Below are 13,885 nucleotides of genomic sequence, written 5' to 3'. Positions count from 1 at the left end.
CCTTTCATCGATTCGTGATTTTGACTGACGGAATCGATGCGGCAAGCGCGTCGAACCCCGTTCGAAGCAGTAGTGCCTCAGCGGTCAGTCGGTCGCTGTGGGTCATCTTTTCGTTCGTGACGCCAGAGACACTGGCGAGACACAGCGACGCTGAGGCAACGCCGAGTGCGCGCGCTGCAACGAAGAGGGCGCTGGTTTCCATGTCGGCAGCGACCACGCCCACTTTGGCAAGTTCGGCATAGCGGTCAGACACTCGCTGAGAGCCGTGCCCAGTTTCGAACATCTCCGTGTAGAACCCGTCGAAGGTGGCGAAAATGCCAGCTCGGGTCGGTGCACCACTCGATTCGACCGCCCTTTCGACCTCTCGGGTGAGGGCGAAGTCAGGAACAGCAGGGAATTCGATCGGCAGGTAGCTCGTCGAGGTCGACTCGTTACGCACTGCGCCGTGAGCGACCACAAGTTCGCCGAGTCGGGTGTCACCTATTGTCATCACTGTGCCGAGGCGAACAAATCTCAGCACGCCAAGGGCTGCGAGCTCGTGCATCACCACGGTGGCGATGGGTGCGCCCATGCCGAAGGCACTCACGGTGATCCGCTCACCCGCGAAGTACCCGGTGGCGGTGGTTAGTCCGCGGTCTTCATTCAGGATGACCGCGTCATCGAGCAATTCAGCCGCGAGCAGCACGCGTCCGCGGTCGCCGACGAGAACCGCCGATTCGCCGACGTCATCTGGTCCGCAACGCAGGTACCAGGCAGTGTTACTCGACATCAGTGAATCTCCTTCGGTGGTGCGGTGGCCCTCTGGCCCGGGTTCGTTCTGTCCCGAAGCAACGTGGTTGCCGCTCTCGAGGCGTGGGCGACAATCTGGGTGGTTTGTTCGTCGGATAGCGCTTCGAGAGTGTCGAGAGCGGCAATTCGTCCGATGAGGTCGCCGACGAACGTATCTCCGGCCCCGGTTGGGTCAGCGGCGTCAATACGCTCTACGGGGAGTGTTCCCTGACGTGTCGGTCCCGCATGAGACGAAAACGACCAAGACACTCCGTCAGCCCCACGCGTTTCCACCACGAGCGCCCCTGGCCTGGTTCGACCCTCGGGATCGATGTCGTCAATAGTGAGGTAGGAGCGTTCTCCTCTGCTGAAGCTGACCACGTCAGCGCGCTCGAGGAGCTGACAAACCATGGCAGGCGTGTAGGCATCGTCGTCATGTTTAACCGCCCAGGCGAGAGAGGCATTGTGAGGGAGAACGCTGAGCAGTTCGGCGGTGATCTGGCGCGGCGCGACAGTGAGAAGAACCCAGTCGCTTTCTGCGATCACCTCCAACTGTCGTTCGGCGAGCTGGCCTGAATGGCAGTCCCCCGGATCGAAAAGACAGATGGTGCCCCCGCTTGCGACCTCGATAAGAGTCGCAGCGGGCGTTCGAGTTCCCGATATGGCAACCGCGCCAGTTCCGGATCCGTCCGTGTCGAGGCCTGTTTTCCAGAGCGAACCCGAGCTGTCAGCTCCGACCCAGCTGACAGCTTCAGCGCGCACACCTGCTGCGACGACGGCTCGAGCGAGGTGGGCGATTCCGCCGAGGCCCGGCGTGGTCGAGTAAATTGGACGGTCGAGGATGCTCGTCGCATCGATTCCTCGAAACGCTGCAGTAGAGGTGCTCGAGTCGAGGCTCGCGTATCCGATCACCGCGACGGTCGGAACCAGTGCTCTCACAGCGTCGCCAACGCTTCGGCAAACGTCGGCACATAGCCGATGTATCGATCAATATCTTCAAGACTGGCATCAGCGAGGTGCGGACGGTTCGAGTTGGTTGTCTCCCTCGGTACCCAGACCTCGAACCCACCGGCGAAGGCATCTTGCGCCGAAGCACGAATACAAACATTGGTTTTCACGCCGACGATCAGAACACGACGGATGCCCTGCTCTCTGAGTACCAGGTCTAGGTCGGTCGCATAGAAGGCGGAGAAGCGTCGCTTCGGCACCACTATCTCTCGGCCGGAATTGATGGGCTCGAATCCGGGCACGAACTCGGCGTCACTTGCGCCGATCTCGTGATGGCGCGGCAGTTTCGCGAATTCGAAATCGTCGAGCCCTGGATAGTGGCGCTCGACGGCGTGCACGATGAGCGTTCCGTTGGCGCGAGCCTGAGCGAGTAGCTGGGCGATCGGCTCGAGCACGCTCGACGCCGCCGGGTAGAAGTTCGCCTCCCGCTCATCGAAGAACGACGCAATTACGTCTACGAGGACTAGTGCGGTTGGTCTTGGTGTTGGCTCTGTCATCTCAGCTCACCTTTCGTGCGGATCGACGATATTCACGGACGCCCGTGAGGGCGAGAACTAGTACGACCGCGATGTAAGGCAGGGTTCCGATGATGTCGGGAGAGAAGCCGCCGACGGTCTGAAGCTGGATTTGCAGGGCATCGAAGAACCCGAAGAGAACGCAGGCGAGCGCCGTCGGAAGCGGTCGAGATCGACCGAAATAGAAGGCTGCGAGCGCAACATACCCGCGTCCAGCTGTCATGTTCTCGTTGAAAAGTCCGACGGCGCCGAGGCTGAGAGCAACCCCACCGAGGCCCGCCAATGCTCCCGCGAGGATTCCGGCGCTGTCTCTGATCCGCAGGGTTCGTAAACCCAGTGAGGTCGCTGCGGGTTCCGAGGCTCCGGTCGCTCGGAGCCGGATTCCCCACGCGGTGTTGCGCAGGCTCCACGCGAGTACGGGAACGAGCAGCACACAGACCCAGAAGAGCGGAGTTTGGCCCGAGAGGATCGCGCCGAGCACGGGGACCTTGTCAATGCCCGGAATATCCAGAGCCGGTAGTCGCTGGAGACCAGGCACCTGGAGGGTTCCGGAGACACCGAAGACAGCACGAAGGAGGTAGCCGATCGCTCCGAGAGTAACAATATTGAAGCCAAGCCCGACAATGATTTCGTTACCTTTGAGGCGGGTGATGAGGAGGCTCATGATGAGGCCGGTGACTCCCCCAGCCAGCATCCCCGCGATCGCGCCGAGTATCCAGCTTCCGAACAGTCCGCTGATCAACGCCCCGATGAATGCGCCGGTAAGCATATGAGAGTCGAGCCCGATGTTGACGATCCCGGAACGCCGGTGAATCGCACCGCCGAGGGCGGCGAGCGCGATCGGCACCGTCAGGGCGAGTGCCGATGCGATCAAATCGTCAATCATGCTTTGCCCCCTCGCGAACGGGTTGCGCGTCGTTTCCACCACGCGGGAACGATAAAGGTGGCAACGGCGAGCACCATCACGGTGCCTTCCAGGATGTCGATGAGCTGAACCGGAAGGTTGATGAACAGTTGCACGGTCGCCCCGGCAGAGTTGAGCGCGCCGAAGAGGATTGCACCGACCAGAATCCCGATCGGATTGAACCTGGCAAGAAGCGCGATAGCGATTCCCGTGAAGCCGAAACTCGCCGAGAAGCCAGCGCTGTAGCGCCCTACGATGCCAAGCGCGTGAGTGCCGCCGCCCAGTCCGCCGATCAACCCGGCTCCGAGAAGCGCTAAAAGAAGTACGTTCCTTACTCGAAGCCCCTGGGCGATGGAGAATCGCGGGGCGCTTCCCACAGCACGGAACTCGAACCCGAGGGTCGAGTATCTCATCCACACCGCGTACCCAATAAGCAACGCCAATCCGATTACGAGTGCCCAGTTGACCTGACCGGGCGGCGCAAGCGCCGGCAGCACCGCGCTGTCTGAGACATAGGCGGTGGCTGAGTTGGCCTGACCGCGCTGCTGGAAGAATGCTTGCACGCTCCAGCCCGCTAGCCCGATGACGATGAAGTTGAACATCAGGGTCGTCACCACCTCATCGACGGCCCAGAAGGCTCGGAGGATGGCGGGGATCAGCGCAACCAGAGTGCCAGCGACGGCAGCCCCCAGTAGCGGGATGGTAATGGCAAGCGCTGGCGGCAGGCCGCCCATGTTTGCGCCGAGAACAGCAGCAGTGAGGCCGCCGAGCACGAAGCTGCCTTCCACCCCGACGGTGAACACACCAGCGCGATACGCGAAGGCTGCAGCTATGCCGGTAAAGAGAAGCGGGGTCGCGGCTGCGAGCGTGGCATTGATTCTGCTCGCTGAACCGAAGGCCTCGGTGGTGAGACTGCCGTAAACGTTGAAGGCGTCGTATCCCGTGACGCTCAACACGATCGCTCCGACGATAAGAGCGATGACGACGGGAAGCCCCGCGTGACGGGCGACGCGAACAAAGGTCACGAGAAGTCGACCGGTAAGGGAGTCCCGCACATTGGGGGCGTCAGGAGAAACAGGCGCCGTATGGCTCGTTGTTGATGTCATCATCCACTCTCGTCACTGTCGCCGAGCATGAGTTGGCCGATTTCGGCGCGGCTGGCACCGGCAGGCAACTCGCCCGCTACGCGGCCGCGATGCATCACGAGCACGCGGTCGGAGAGCTCTCGAAGTTCGTCTAGTTCTTCGCTGAACAAGACGATGGCGGCTCCGTTGTCTCGCGCCTGTCGAAGGAGTTCGTGAATGTACGAGATACCCCGAACGTCCACCCCCCGGGTTGGCTGACTCGCAATCAAAACGAGAGGTCGACTCGCAGTTTCCCTACCGATGACGAGCCGTTGCTGGTTTCCCCCAGAGAGGCTGGAAGCCAGGTCTGCGGCCGAACCGAATCGGACAGCGGCGCGAGTAAGGATGTCTCGAACGCGCGTCATCACTGCCGACTTTCGCAGCCAGCCCGCCGACGCGAGAGTGGAGATACCAGGAGTGGCGATCACGTTATCGCGTAGCGAAAGGCCGAGAGCGAGACCCTCGTGCTTTCGATCAGCGCTTACGTAGGCGATTCCTGAGCGTCGACGAGCGCGCACACCTGCTCTTTCGACGTTTCTTTCGCCGACTCGAATTGCTCCCGTGGCGGCTCGACGCACGCCAATGAGCAGCTCGGCCAGCTCCTCCTGTCCGTTTCCCGCAACGGCGGCGATTCCGAGAATCTCTCCCGCTCGCACGCGGAATCCCACGTTTTCTACGCGTCGAATACCTCGGTCATCGTTCGCCGAGAGACCGGCGGCGACCAGTACGACGTCACCCGGTATTCCGTGACTAACAGTGGTGATTGGAAGGTCGGAATCGCCGATGATGAGAGCAGCCAGTCCGTCCCTGTCGATCTCACCCCGAACGTTTTCCGCAACAGTCCGACCAGATCTGAGCACCGTGATGTAATCGGCGACGCCAATTACCTCGTCGAGTTTGTGGCTAATGAAGATGACGGTGCGACCAGCGTCGCGGAGAGAGGACAGCAAACGAAGTAACTCGTCAGCCTGGGCGGGAGCCAGGACCGCGGTGGGTTCGTCGAGAATGAGAACGTCCGCGCCGCGATAGACCAGACGAAGGATTTCTACCTGCTGTTGCACGGCGATTGAGGTGTGTGCCGCGTTCGCTCCCCATTCGATGTTGACGCCCACCGAAGCAGACAATTCGGCGGCTCGAGCTGCTGCTTTTTTCCAATCTATTCTCACGCCGGATTTAGGCTCGTCTCCCAAAACGAGGTTCTCGAGCAGGGTCAATTCGGGAATGATCGCAAGCTCTTGCTGCACTAGCCCGATCCCTCGCGCGATCGCCTCCCGTGGCGACGCCAGACTAACTGGCTCATCATTCACGATGATCGAACCCTGGTCAGGGAAGTCGAGCCCGTAGAGCATCCGCATCAGGGTGCTTTTGCCTGCACCGTTCTCTCCGACTACAGCGTGGATGGTCGACGGTCGCACCTGCAGGGTGACGTCGACGTTGGCGCGCACGGTACCGAACGAACGGCTCACTCCCCGCGCTCCGATCCGGCAGGATACCCCTGCCGGACCGGACCCCGACGAGCGCTTGGTCACGATTGCGCTCATGTCTCCGTGCTTTCTGATGGCTGTGATCTGGGCGAACGCTTGACCTGGGGGGCCGGTAGTGAGGTTACTTACCGGGGTAGTAGGTCGGGTAGCCCTGATTTACGACGTTCCACACTTTGATCTTTCCGTCGATGATGTCCTGCTTCATCTTTGCGAGTTTGTCGATCGTGGCCTGACCGATCGCGTCTTTCGTGTATTTGAAGTCCGAGAGGCCAACCCCGTCTTGCTTCAGACCGAGGCTCAGCGTCGTTCCACCGGGAAACTTTCCCTTTGCGTAGTCGGCGATGAGCGTCTGCACGGCGACATCCGTCTTCTTCTCCATGGTTGTCAGAACGAAGCCCGGAGCCAGTGCGTCCTGGTCTGCATCGACACCGATCGCGTAGTGGTTTGCATCTTTCGCGGCCTGGATAACACCGGTGCCGGTGCCCCCTGCCACTGCGTAGACGATGTCAGCGCCCTTGTCGAACATCGACTTGGCCAGTTGAGCGCCCTTCGTAGGGTCTGCGAAGTCGTTGGAGTAGGCCGAAAGCACCTTGACGTCTGGATCGACGGCCTTCGCGCCCTGAATGTAGCCGACGATGAACTTGTCGATACCAACCGATTGAGTCCCGCCGATTACTCCGATCGTGTTCTGAGCGTTGATCTTGGGGTCACTGGTGTTTTGTGTTTGGATTGCAGCGAGCGCCCCTGCGAGATAAGACCCTTCCTGTTCCTGGAACAGGACCGAAGCAACATTCGAGCCTTTGGCCTCCGCATTGACCAACACCCACTTTGTCTTCGGATACGCGGTTGCGACTTTGGGGAGCACCTCGGCATGGGAATACTCAAGATCGACCACGACGCCGAAGTTCGCGTCCCCGGCGCGTCGAAGAATCTGTTCACCCTGCGCCACGACATCAGCCGATTCGATCGGGGATCCTTTGAGGTTGTTGCTAGCGAGTGCTTTTTTGAACCCGCTGTACGCGAGGTCGTTATAGGACTCGTCTCCGAGACCGCCCTGGGCCACCACGAGCGCTGCCCGCCCGAGCTTCGATGATCCCGTGGTGCTGCTTGGGGTGGCGCTATTCGAACATGCGGTCAGAAGCAGCAGCGAGGCCGCCACCGGTACGAGTACCAAAGCTAGTCGTTTCTTCATGAAGTCCTCCGGGTGATGTAGGCGCGAATGTGATGTGGTACAGGTACTGCGTCCCGAGGTACCGGGCTCGGACAACCTCAACGAGGCGACCGGTCGTGTCGCGTGATGCGCGAACGATTTCGATAAGCGCGACGCCTTCGTCTACTCCTAAAATCTCTGAGTCACGCGCGTCTGCATTGATCGCGCGTAACGATTCGTCGCCCGAGTTGAGGTGCACGCCGGCTTTGCTCAGCGCCTCATAGAACGAAAAGTCAGAGCGCGCTGCAGCGTGCTCGGTGAGACCGATCAGATCGGCCACATCTGCCGGCACCAGCGTGCGGTGGATACCGACCGCGCTTTCGCCAACGGTACGCAGACGCTCGATCACTACCAGAGGCATGTCATCTTCGAACTGCGAGGTCGGTCGGCCAGGCATCCCCTCGTCGTATCTCTCCAACGTAAGAAGCGTGCTTCCGGGAGCCAGTCCAAGTCCGTGCACGTGCTCCGAGAAGCTGTTGAGCTGAGGAAGCTGTCGTTCCATTGGCCGAGCGTTGACGAATGTTCCCTTGCCCTGCTGGCGGGTGACGATACCGCGGTCGATGAGCGTGTCGAAAGCTTTGATGACCGTGGCACGGCTCAGCCGGTTGTCGCTAGCGAGAACCGTTTCACTCGGGAGGATGTCACCAGGTTTGAGCTTCTCCAGGGTGATGAAATCTTGCAGCGCGTTCGCAAGCTGCACATACAGGGGCTGTTCTCCCCGCCCATGTTCCAGGTCTACTCGCATAGTCGATAGTTCCTTGTTGTCCACTCAACCGCTTGTCCGGTTAAGTAGACCCTAAGAGGGGCGTCTACCGCAAGAGCTGAACGAAACCTGGTTTAAAGACACGGAAACAGGTCGTTTATATATGGTGAATAAAGTGGCCTGCTGCACCGATAGGTGACAGTCGAGACGGGTGGGACTGCTGTCGGTTTGGTCGACGTCTCTGACGTGCCGCATGGCCTGGTCGCCCGTCCGTGGACATGTGGTCGTGCGTTCGACCCGTCCGACCGGAAGCCCGATGATCGGTGTGTTACGAACGAGCCGAAGGATGCTGCTGCGGTGTCGGGTGGCTCGGATCCCATGGGAGTTGAGGCACTGAGGTTATGCGACACCGAGCGAAGCGCCAGCTGGCCCGCTCATGCGTTTTGCCAGTGCGAGGGCACTTCCAGATCCGAGGGCAGAAGGGTTGCGTGGTTCCCTTGTGCGGCGCTGACTTGCGGTTGAGTCACGTAGAACGCTTTAGAGAGGTCAGTGCCGTCAAGCCGTGTGTCTCTGAAGTCGGCGCTCGATCTCTGTGAGAGTGGGGATGCATCCCCTCACCGTCCCACTTGCGGGCATTCGTCGAACTCGATGTTCGGCCCTCGGTGGGTATCGCCGGCAGCTCAGAACACAAAGGACTGAACGTATTCACTCCACCAGGGATCCAACACCCATCGCCGAAGTTTGCCAAACCCCCACTGGACCTACCGTGACGGGGAACGCGTCATTTTGGGGCGTCTGACCTGGTGAAGAGATCTCGAATTGCCTTTCTGGCTTCCGGGTTGAACCCGAGTGCGAGAACCACTCCAACGAACTCCACCCAGCCTGCGCCGGGCACGTTCAGGAGAAAGAGAATGAAACCTCCAGTGACCATCAGTACCCCGATCGTGACAAGAATTCCCTGCCACGTTTTGAAGCGTTCCCACCGAAATTTGGCCACGATCCAGACGGTACACGTCATCCATCTTTCTGAAGTCATCGCCATAGTGCAGAGGTGTCTGAACGGGGTCCCGGCTTGCGGTCTGCCACTCCACAGCTGTCTAAGACTTCCCATTCGTCAGGCGGAGAGCAATCGCGCCTGATGCGCATAGGAGCGCGACTGTAGCGATTATCAACCGTTTCGAGTTCGCTTACATGCCAGTTCCGCGGTACAGATCGACCGACGGTGTTTGCCGGATTCGCATAACCACCAGCACGATAAGCACGATAAAATCGCACCGAGCAGTACGAAGTAATTAACGATCTGAGCAACCCATTCCAATAATCACACTAAGACTGTTTGAATTCCCCGACGTCCTTTGGCGTTCGTCATATGAACTGACTCCGAGAACCTTGATGGGCTTTCATCGCTTCGCGGACTTTCGCTCGCGTAGGCAATGAGGCCTACCGCGCTGGCGATGAGCGCCAGTGCTGCCGAGCGGGTCTGCCAGAATTTGGGCTATGAATCGAATCTCCCGACCGGCCAGAGACGAGTATCTTGACTAGCCCTTTTGCTTTGGATGTCAGCAGCGAAGACGTCGACGATCTGCGACGAAGGCTCCGGGATGCACGTTGGCCTGCCCCGTGGCCGTTTCCGGCGTGGGAAGCCGGCACCGACCAAAGGGAGCTGCGTCGCCTGGTCACGTATTGGGCCGAGGAGTTTGACTGGGACTCACAACGCCTTCAGATTGAGGCACTGCCCTGGCACGAAGCCGACGTTGGAGCCGCCCCCGTGAGCTATCTAAAGTTCGACGCAGAAGTTCCGGGCGGCCTCCCCATCGTGCTCACGAATGGGTGGCCGAGCAGCGCGCTTGAACTGGTTGATTTGGCCCAGCGCTTGGCAACGCCTTCTCATTTCGGTGGCAACCCGAGCAGCGCCATAACGGTGGTCATCCCGGCTCTTCCAGGGCTGCCATTCTCTCCCGCGCGGCCGACCCTAGACGAGCAGACACACGAGCTTTGGCACCAACTGATGAGCGATCACCTCGGTTTCGGCCGATACGCGGCGCACGGCGGCGACCTAGGAGCCGGGATCACCTCACGGCTCGCGCAGGCTCATCCCCAGGAGGTCGCAGGCATCCATCTCTTGGCCGTCGCCGCTCCTTTGCATGTCGACGAGGCGACGATCACCGCGGATGAGCGCCAGCATCTCAACCGAGTGAACGCGTGGGGCGCAACAGAGGGCGCATATCAGCACCAGCAACAAACTCGACCCCTCACTCTCGCCCCGGCGCTGTCGGATTCGCCGACAGGGTTGTTGTCGTGGATCCTCGAGAAGCATCGCGCCTGGAGCGACTGCGGAGGGGATGTCTCAACGACGTTCAGCGACGACTACCTCGTCACCCTCGCCTCCGTCTACTGGTTCACGAACTCGATCGGCACCTCCTTCCGTCCTTACTATGAGTTCACCGCAGGGTTCTCCACCCGCGTCGATCGGGTGCGGGTTCCTACGGCAGTCGCTCTCTTCCCGCACGACCTTTCGAGCCCGCCCCGCAGCTGGGCCGAGCGCACCTACAACGTGAAGAGATACACGGTCATGCCCCGAGGCGGCCACTTCGCGCCGCACGAACAGCCTGACTTACTCGCCGACGACATCAGAGCCTTCCTTGAGACTCTGTGGTTCTCGGCGGCCAATGAGGAATCCACTACTGGAGAGTTGCGATGTCCCGGGGACCGTTCCGCTTTCGCATTAGGAGTTGTGCAGGCTGAACGGCCGCTGGCCCCTCCTTCGACTTCGGGTATCGTCACTCGCTATGGCGGCCTACGACATTTCCGACTCAGAAGATCTCGCATACAAATTGGCTAGGTTCAGTTTTGTCACGGTCCTGCGCAACGAAGGCGTGCGAACCGAAGTGTGCGGTCGGCTCACGAATCAGGGCTACAGGTTGGTCGTGAGCGATGCCCGCTTGTGGGTCGACGATGGAGGGCTGACCGAGACCATCAACAGCACATTCGGAATCGCATCCTGGCCTGGGATGGAGGGTCTCAGCGAATTCTTCGACGAATGGCTGATCGATGGATACGAGCAGTGGGTCTCGCCTCACGCGGGAATAGTTTTCGTTCTCGAGAATTTCGACGAGTTCACGCGGAAAAATCCCACGTCCGCTGATGACCTGCTCAACACCGTTGCGGAAGGGTGTCGTCAAGGTGCCCTCATCGGGTTGCGATTTCTGTGTCTACTGACGGCGGACGACACGGGCCTCTGGTTTCGAAACTACGACTCGACCAAAGTATGGACCTATCCCTTTTTGAGCGTCTGACAAAGGCAGGACTCTGTCGGTTGACCGCGACTTGTTGACCCGCCGGACGCTCGCGTGCCGAAAAGGACAGAATGTCGCGGTAAACGTCCACTTACGGGCGCTATTGCCGTCGGCCGACTCGAGTTGAGGCCTCCCGCTGTCTCTTAGCCAAAGTGCCTCGCCACCCATGGGATTCAAGACGGATCCGACTCTGACCGCGACACTGAGCGATCACAGAACCCCGCCACTTATCGACCAACTCAACAGGTGGAGGCAACCGGAAAATCAGGGTTCTCAAGCGGGCTCGTCGACCTGCTCATAACGATCAATTTCGGACAGTTAGGTCTACACGTCTCTGGTGGCGATGCCCGGATATCTCACGACGAGCCCGGCCATGTCGTATTCCAGCTTGCATGCGAAATCAAAAGTCGACGACTCATAGTGAAACACCAACCGTTCCGGGGTGACCTCCGTGAGGGTGTATCGCTGCTCAAGACGTTCAATGCGAAGGTCTTCAGCTTGAACGAATGCCGCAGGCACATCGATTCCCTTGCCGACGATGAATTCGAGTCGGTGAATGGGGAGAGTGTTTGTGACGGCGGACGACTCGAAGTCGACGTCGACGCACCCGTCAAGCACCGGGCGCGGGTCGCCGTTAACGGTCCACCTGTCTCCCGCGCCGCGGTTCAACGTCACTTCGCGCATCCCAGCGGTGGTCACGTTCATTGCGTGCACCGCGAGGGTTCTCCATGCGTCATCTACCGTCACGTCGTAGCCGACTGACCACAGCGAAGACGGTTCGCTTGCGGTCGTGTGACCTGTCAGACGATGACCTGCTTTCAGACCGTCGAAGAAGGCGACCTCGAAACCCACCCGCGCGTCTTGGTGATTCCAGCTCGCGGCCGCGGGCGGTGGCTTAAGTCTCATGGGTTGAACCTAGTTCGGACCTGATCGGCTGCGCACCGTCGGGTGCCGCAAACGATCGTTTCCCAAGACAAACCCTAGGAACGAAATCCAGGGCGATTCAAACAACCCTGCGATGCATCCGAAGGTTGCTCCTCATCTGAAAGATTCGGACAGACGAGGTCTCTAAGGCTTGGGGAGGACAGTGATCTCCGGCTTTAGCGCCACCGAGTCGTGATTCCCCAGAGGAAGCCCCCTAGAACCAGAATCCCGCTCAGTACACCGCAGATCGCAGCTGTTCTGCCTCCCAGAAGTACGCCGCCAATGCCCACGCAGAGCCCGCCAAGAATAGGGTAAATCCAAGCGCGCCGCGATTTTGTCACTCCACTCCCCCAGTCGTCAGAAACACCACCGTTCCGACCAAAGTCCCCACCAGAAAACACACACACGCGATGAAATACGGAAGTGCAGGTGAGGCTAGCGGTCGCGCGTTAAATCTACCGTGCGCTCGTTGACCGACGCGCAATGTGATGGTGAGGAGCGCCATCGAGATAACCACCGCGGGGATCATCACAAAGTAAAGCGCCAAGTCCGAAAGCGCGGGATCGTCCACCGGCTGCGATCGCAGCAAATCGCGATCCGCGGTTTCCCGCGGTTCGTCGGCTCTCGTTAGCCCCGTTCCGGTGATAATTCCGGTGACAGGAACGACGTCTAGTCGCCCGCCATGCGCGTGACCTGTAAACCTGTATGCGCAGGTATACAGGGGCGTGTTGTCGGAATCATTGGCAGCTGTCGCACTTTCATCGTCTCAGTGTGTGAGCTGGCTAATTCGCTGTGGGGAGAGATCGAGGATCCGGGCGGCGTCGGCTTGCGTGACTCCGTCAACGGTGAGCGCTCGCACAGCCTCACGCCACTGACGTGCGGCCTCGCTGACAGCTTGGCGGGCCGTCTCTTCGTTCTTCTTGGCCTGGGCGAAGAGTTCGGCCGCGGCTCCGGGAATTTCGATCGTCACGTGCACGTCGACCTCGCTTTCGGCGACATCGAGCCAGACCGCAGCGAGGTCAACGGCTGCCGCCTGAATCTCTTTCACATTCCGCGCCTGACCTACGGCCATGATGCGGTGCTCTCCCCCTCCGGGTGAAGGAGACGACAACTCGGGGAACTCGATGGTCCACCATTTGCCGTCACGGTACGCACGAGCTGCGAGCGTTCGCGATGTATTTGCCATGATCGTTTCCCTACCTCTTCCAGTTCTCCGGTGCGTCCGGGAACGCCCCAATGATTTGCTTGACTACACCAGCGGAAACCTCTTTATGGGCCGGAATGCTGATCGTCATTGTTCCGTCTTCGGTTCCCCAGATTTCGTGACTACCCTTCCCATTGCGGAGAAAGACCCACCCGCGAGAGCGGAGGAACTTTGTGACGTCCCGGTACTTCTGCGGCTTCGGCATAACTATAGTCTAGCCCCCACTAGATGGTAAAGTCAAGGGGGGACTAGAGCTATGGGCCGTAGGGTTTACTGGCAGCTGTCGCACTGTAGGTCGTCCATCGGATCGGTGGGCACAACGTACGCCGTGGGCTGATAGTGGGCGTCGCCGTCCTCGTCCTGGGCTGCGTGGGCGTCGAGCCAGGTGGCGGCGGCCGCATCTCCGCCGACTGCGCGGAGCATCGAGATAACCGCCTCGACCTCGGCGCAGTTCATTCGGGATGCTACGTCTTACGCGAATTCCTCAGCCGCGAATACGTCTACGAGTGTGCGGCTGTAACGGTGTCAATGGTGATTGTGCTCATGGTGTCGGCTCCTACTTGCTCGCGGTGGTGATGGTGCAGAGGTTGACGCGGTGGATGATCATCCTGGCAAGGTCTGCGGGTCCGTAGACGCAATCGTGGTACTTGTGTTGACGCCGACTGAAAACAGGGCCACTTTTGCCAACTGAAAATAGGGCCACCGGGGGTTGTGGTTTTTATTCTGCCGTATCGGCAGGCTGGTG

Annotated in this window: 15 protein-coding genes; 2 read left to right on the top strand and 13 right to left on the bottom strand. The window is 60.0% G+C overall.

Annotated features, from left to right (window positions below; genetic code table 11):
• Nucleotides 1-4 precede the first annotated feature (4 nt).
• The 9 genes from ABIB56_RS14650 to ABIB56_RS14610 all read right to left on the bottom strand — a co-directional run bounded on the left by ABIB56_RS14650 (nt 5) and on the right by ABIB56_RS14610 (nt 8,713).
• Entirely contained in the window at nt 5-769 is a 765-nt protein-coding gene (locus tag ABIB56_RS14650; RefSeq protein WP_354569967.1) for a nucleoside phosphorylase, read from the bottom strand.
• Complete coding sequence (locus ABIB56_RS14645) at nt 769-1,707, bottom strand: PfkB family carbohydrate kinase (protein WP_354569966.1); 939 nt, start codon at nt 1,705-1,707, stop codon at nt 769-771. Before ABIB56_RS14645 ends, ABIB56_RS14650 begins: the two co-directional genes overlap by 1 nt.
• The gene (locus tag ABIB56_RS14640; protein ID WP_354569965.1) at nt 1,704-2,273 is read right to left on the bottom strand and encodes a cysteine hydrolase family protein; all 570 of its coding nucleotides are present in this window, start codon (nt 2,271-2,273) and stop codon (nt 1,704-1,706) included. The genes ABIB56_RS14645 and ABIB56_RS14640 overlap by 4 nt, the downstream gene beginning before the upstream one ends.
• Nucleotide 2,274: 1 nt before the next feature.
• A complete protein-coding gene (locus tag ABIB56_RS14635) occupies nt 2,275-3,177 on the bottom strand; it encodes an ABC transporter permease (protein ID WP_354569964.1) in 903 nt (300 codons plus the stop codon).
• Nucleotides 3,174-4,220: an ABC transporter permease gene (locus ABIB56_RS14630; protein WP_354569963.1), complete on the bottom strand. Its 1,047-nt coding sequence runs from the start codon at nt 4,218-4,220 to the stop codon at nt 3,174-3,176. The genes ABIB56_RS14635 and ABIB56_RS14630 overlap by 4 nt, the downstream gene beginning before the upstream one ends.
• Nucleotides 4,221-4,300: 80 nt before the next feature.
• On the bottom strand, nt 4,301-5,860 hold the full coding sequence (locus tag ABIB56_RS14625) for an ABC transporter ATP-binding protein (RefSeq protein ID WP_354569962.1): 1,560 nt from the start codon (nt 5,858-5,860) through the stop codon (nt 4,301-4,303).
• Between the two features lie 64 nt (nt 5,861-5,924).
• Complete coding sequence (locus tag ABIB56_RS14620; RefSeq protein ID WP_354569961.1) at nt 5,925-6,995, bottom strand: BMP family lipoprotein; 1,071 nt, start codon at nt 6,993-6,995, stop codon at nt 5,925-5,927.
• Nucleotides 6,922-7,758 carry a GntR family transcriptional regulator gene (locus ABIB56_RS14615; RefSeq protein WP_354569960.1) on the bottom strand — a complete coding sequence of 279 codons (837 nt, stop codon included), beginning with the start codon at nt 7,756-7,758 and terminating at the stop codon, nt 6,922-6,924. The genes ABIB56_RS14620 and ABIB56_RS14615 overlap by 74 nt, the downstream gene beginning before the upstream one ends.
• A gap of 739 nt (nt 7,759-8,497) precedes the next feature.
• A complete protein-coding gene (locus ABIB56_RS14610) occupies nt 8,498-8,713 on the bottom strand; it encodes a hypothetical protein (RefSeq protein WP_354569959.1) in 216 nt (71 codons plus the stop codon).
• 537 nt (nt 8,714-9,250) lie between these two features.
• Between ABIB56_RS14610 and ABIB56_RS14605 the strand changes: the two genes are divergently transcribed.
• A complete protein-coding gene (locus ABIB56_RS14605; protein ID WP_354569958.1) occupies nt 9,251-10,558 on the top strand; it encodes an epoxide hydrolase family protein in 1,308 nt (435 codons plus the stop codon).
• 85 nt (nt 10,559-10,643) lie between these two features.
• Complete coding sequence (locus tag ABIB56_RS14600) at nt 10,644-11,012, top strand: hypothetical protein (RefSeq protein WP_354569957.1); 369 nt, start codon at nt 10,644-10,646, stop codon at nt 11,010-11,012.
• Between the two features lie 324 nt (nt 11,013-11,336).
• Here the strand turns inward: ABIB56_RS14600 and ABIB56_RS14595 are convergent, their stop codons facing one another.
• The 4 genes from ABIB56_RS14595 to ABIB56_RS14580 form a co-directional block, all read right to left on the bottom strand.
• Nucleotides 11,337-11,918: a putative glycolipid-binding domain-containing protein gene (locus ABIB56_RS14595; RefSeq protein WP_354569956.1), complete on the bottom strand. Its 582-nt coding sequence runs from the start codon at nt 11,916-11,918 to the stop codon at nt 11,337-11,339.
• Nucleotides 11,919-12,702: 784 nt separating this feature from the next.
• Nucleotides 12,703-13,122: a hypothetical protein gene (locus ABIB56_RS14590; protein WP_354569955.1), complete on the bottom strand. Its 420-nt coding sequence runs from the start codon at nt 13,120-13,122 to the stop codon at nt 12,703-12,705.
• 10 nt (nt 13,123-13,132) lie between these two features.
• A complete protein-coding gene (locus tag ABIB56_RS14585; protein ID WP_354569954.1) occupies nt 13,133-13,345 on the bottom strand; it encodes a type II toxin-antitoxin system HicA family toxin in 213 nt (70 codons plus the stop codon).
• Nucleotides 13,346-13,410: 65 nt separating this feature from the next.
• Nucleotides 13,411-13,596 carry a hypothetical protein gene (locus ABIB56_RS14580; RefSeq protein WP_354569953.1) on the bottom strand — a complete coding sequence of 62 codons (186 nt, stop codon included), beginning with the start codon at nt 13,594-13,596 and terminating at the stop codon, nt 13,411-13,413.
• Between the last annotated feature and the right edge of the window lie 289 nt (nt 13,597-13,885).

Source organism: Glaciihabitans sp. UYNi722, assembly GCF_040549465.1.
Classification (GTDB): domain Bacteria; phylum Actinomycetota; class Actinomycetes; order Actinomycetales; family Microbacteriaceae; genus Lacisediminihabitans.
The sequence above is the reverse complement of the archived record's forward strand: the minus strand, read 5'-3'. Positions and strand labels throughout refer to the sequence as shown.

What these genes read in the sequence shown, in the direction of transcription:
- ABIB56_RS14650 (WP_354569967.1), bottom strand. Translation starts at nt 769, where the DNA reads ATGTCGAGTAACACTGCCTGGTACCTGCGTTGCGGACCAGATGACGTC.
- ABIB56_RS14640 (WP_354569965.1), bottom strand. Translation starts at nt 2,273, where the DNA reads ATGACAGAGCCAACACCAAGACCAACCGCACTAGTCCTCGTAGACGTA.
- ABIB56_RS14635 (WP_354569964.1), bottom strand. Translation starts at nt 3,177, where the DNA reads ATGATTGACGATTTGATCGCATCGGCACTCGCCCTGACGGTGCCGATC.
- ABIB56_RS14625 (WP_354569962.1), bottom strand. Translation starts at nt 5,860, where the DNA reads ATGAGCGCAATCGTGACCAAGCGCTCGTCGGGGTCCGGTCCGGCAGGG.
- ABIB56_RS14620 (WP_354569961.1), bottom strand. Translation starts at nt 6,995, where the DNA reads ATGAAGAAACGACTAGCTTTGGTACTCGTACCGGTGGCGGCCTCGCTG.
- ABIB56_RS14615 (WP_354569960.1), bottom strand. Translation starts at nt 7,758, where the DNA reads ATGCGAGTAGACCTGGAACATGGGCGGGGAGAACAGCCCCTGTATGTG.
- ABIB56_RS14595 (WP_354569956.1), bottom strand. Translation starts at nt 11,918, where the DNA reads ATGAGACTTAAGCCACCGCCCGCGGCCGCGAGCTGGAATCACCAAGAC.
- ABIB56_RS14590 (WP_354569955.1), bottom strand. Translation starts at nt 13,122, where the DNA reads ATGGCAAATACATCGCGAACGCTCGCAGCTCGTGCGTACCGTGACGGC.
- ABIB56_RS14585 (WP_354569954.1), bottom strand. Translation starts at nt 13,345, where the DNA reads ATGCCGAAGCCGCAGAAGTACCGGGACGTCACAAAGTTCCTCCGCTCT.
- ABIB56_RS14580 (WP_354569953.1), bottom strand. Translation starts at nt 13,596, where the DNA reads ATGAACTGCGCCGAGGTCGAGGCGGTTATCTCGATGCTCCGCGCAGTC.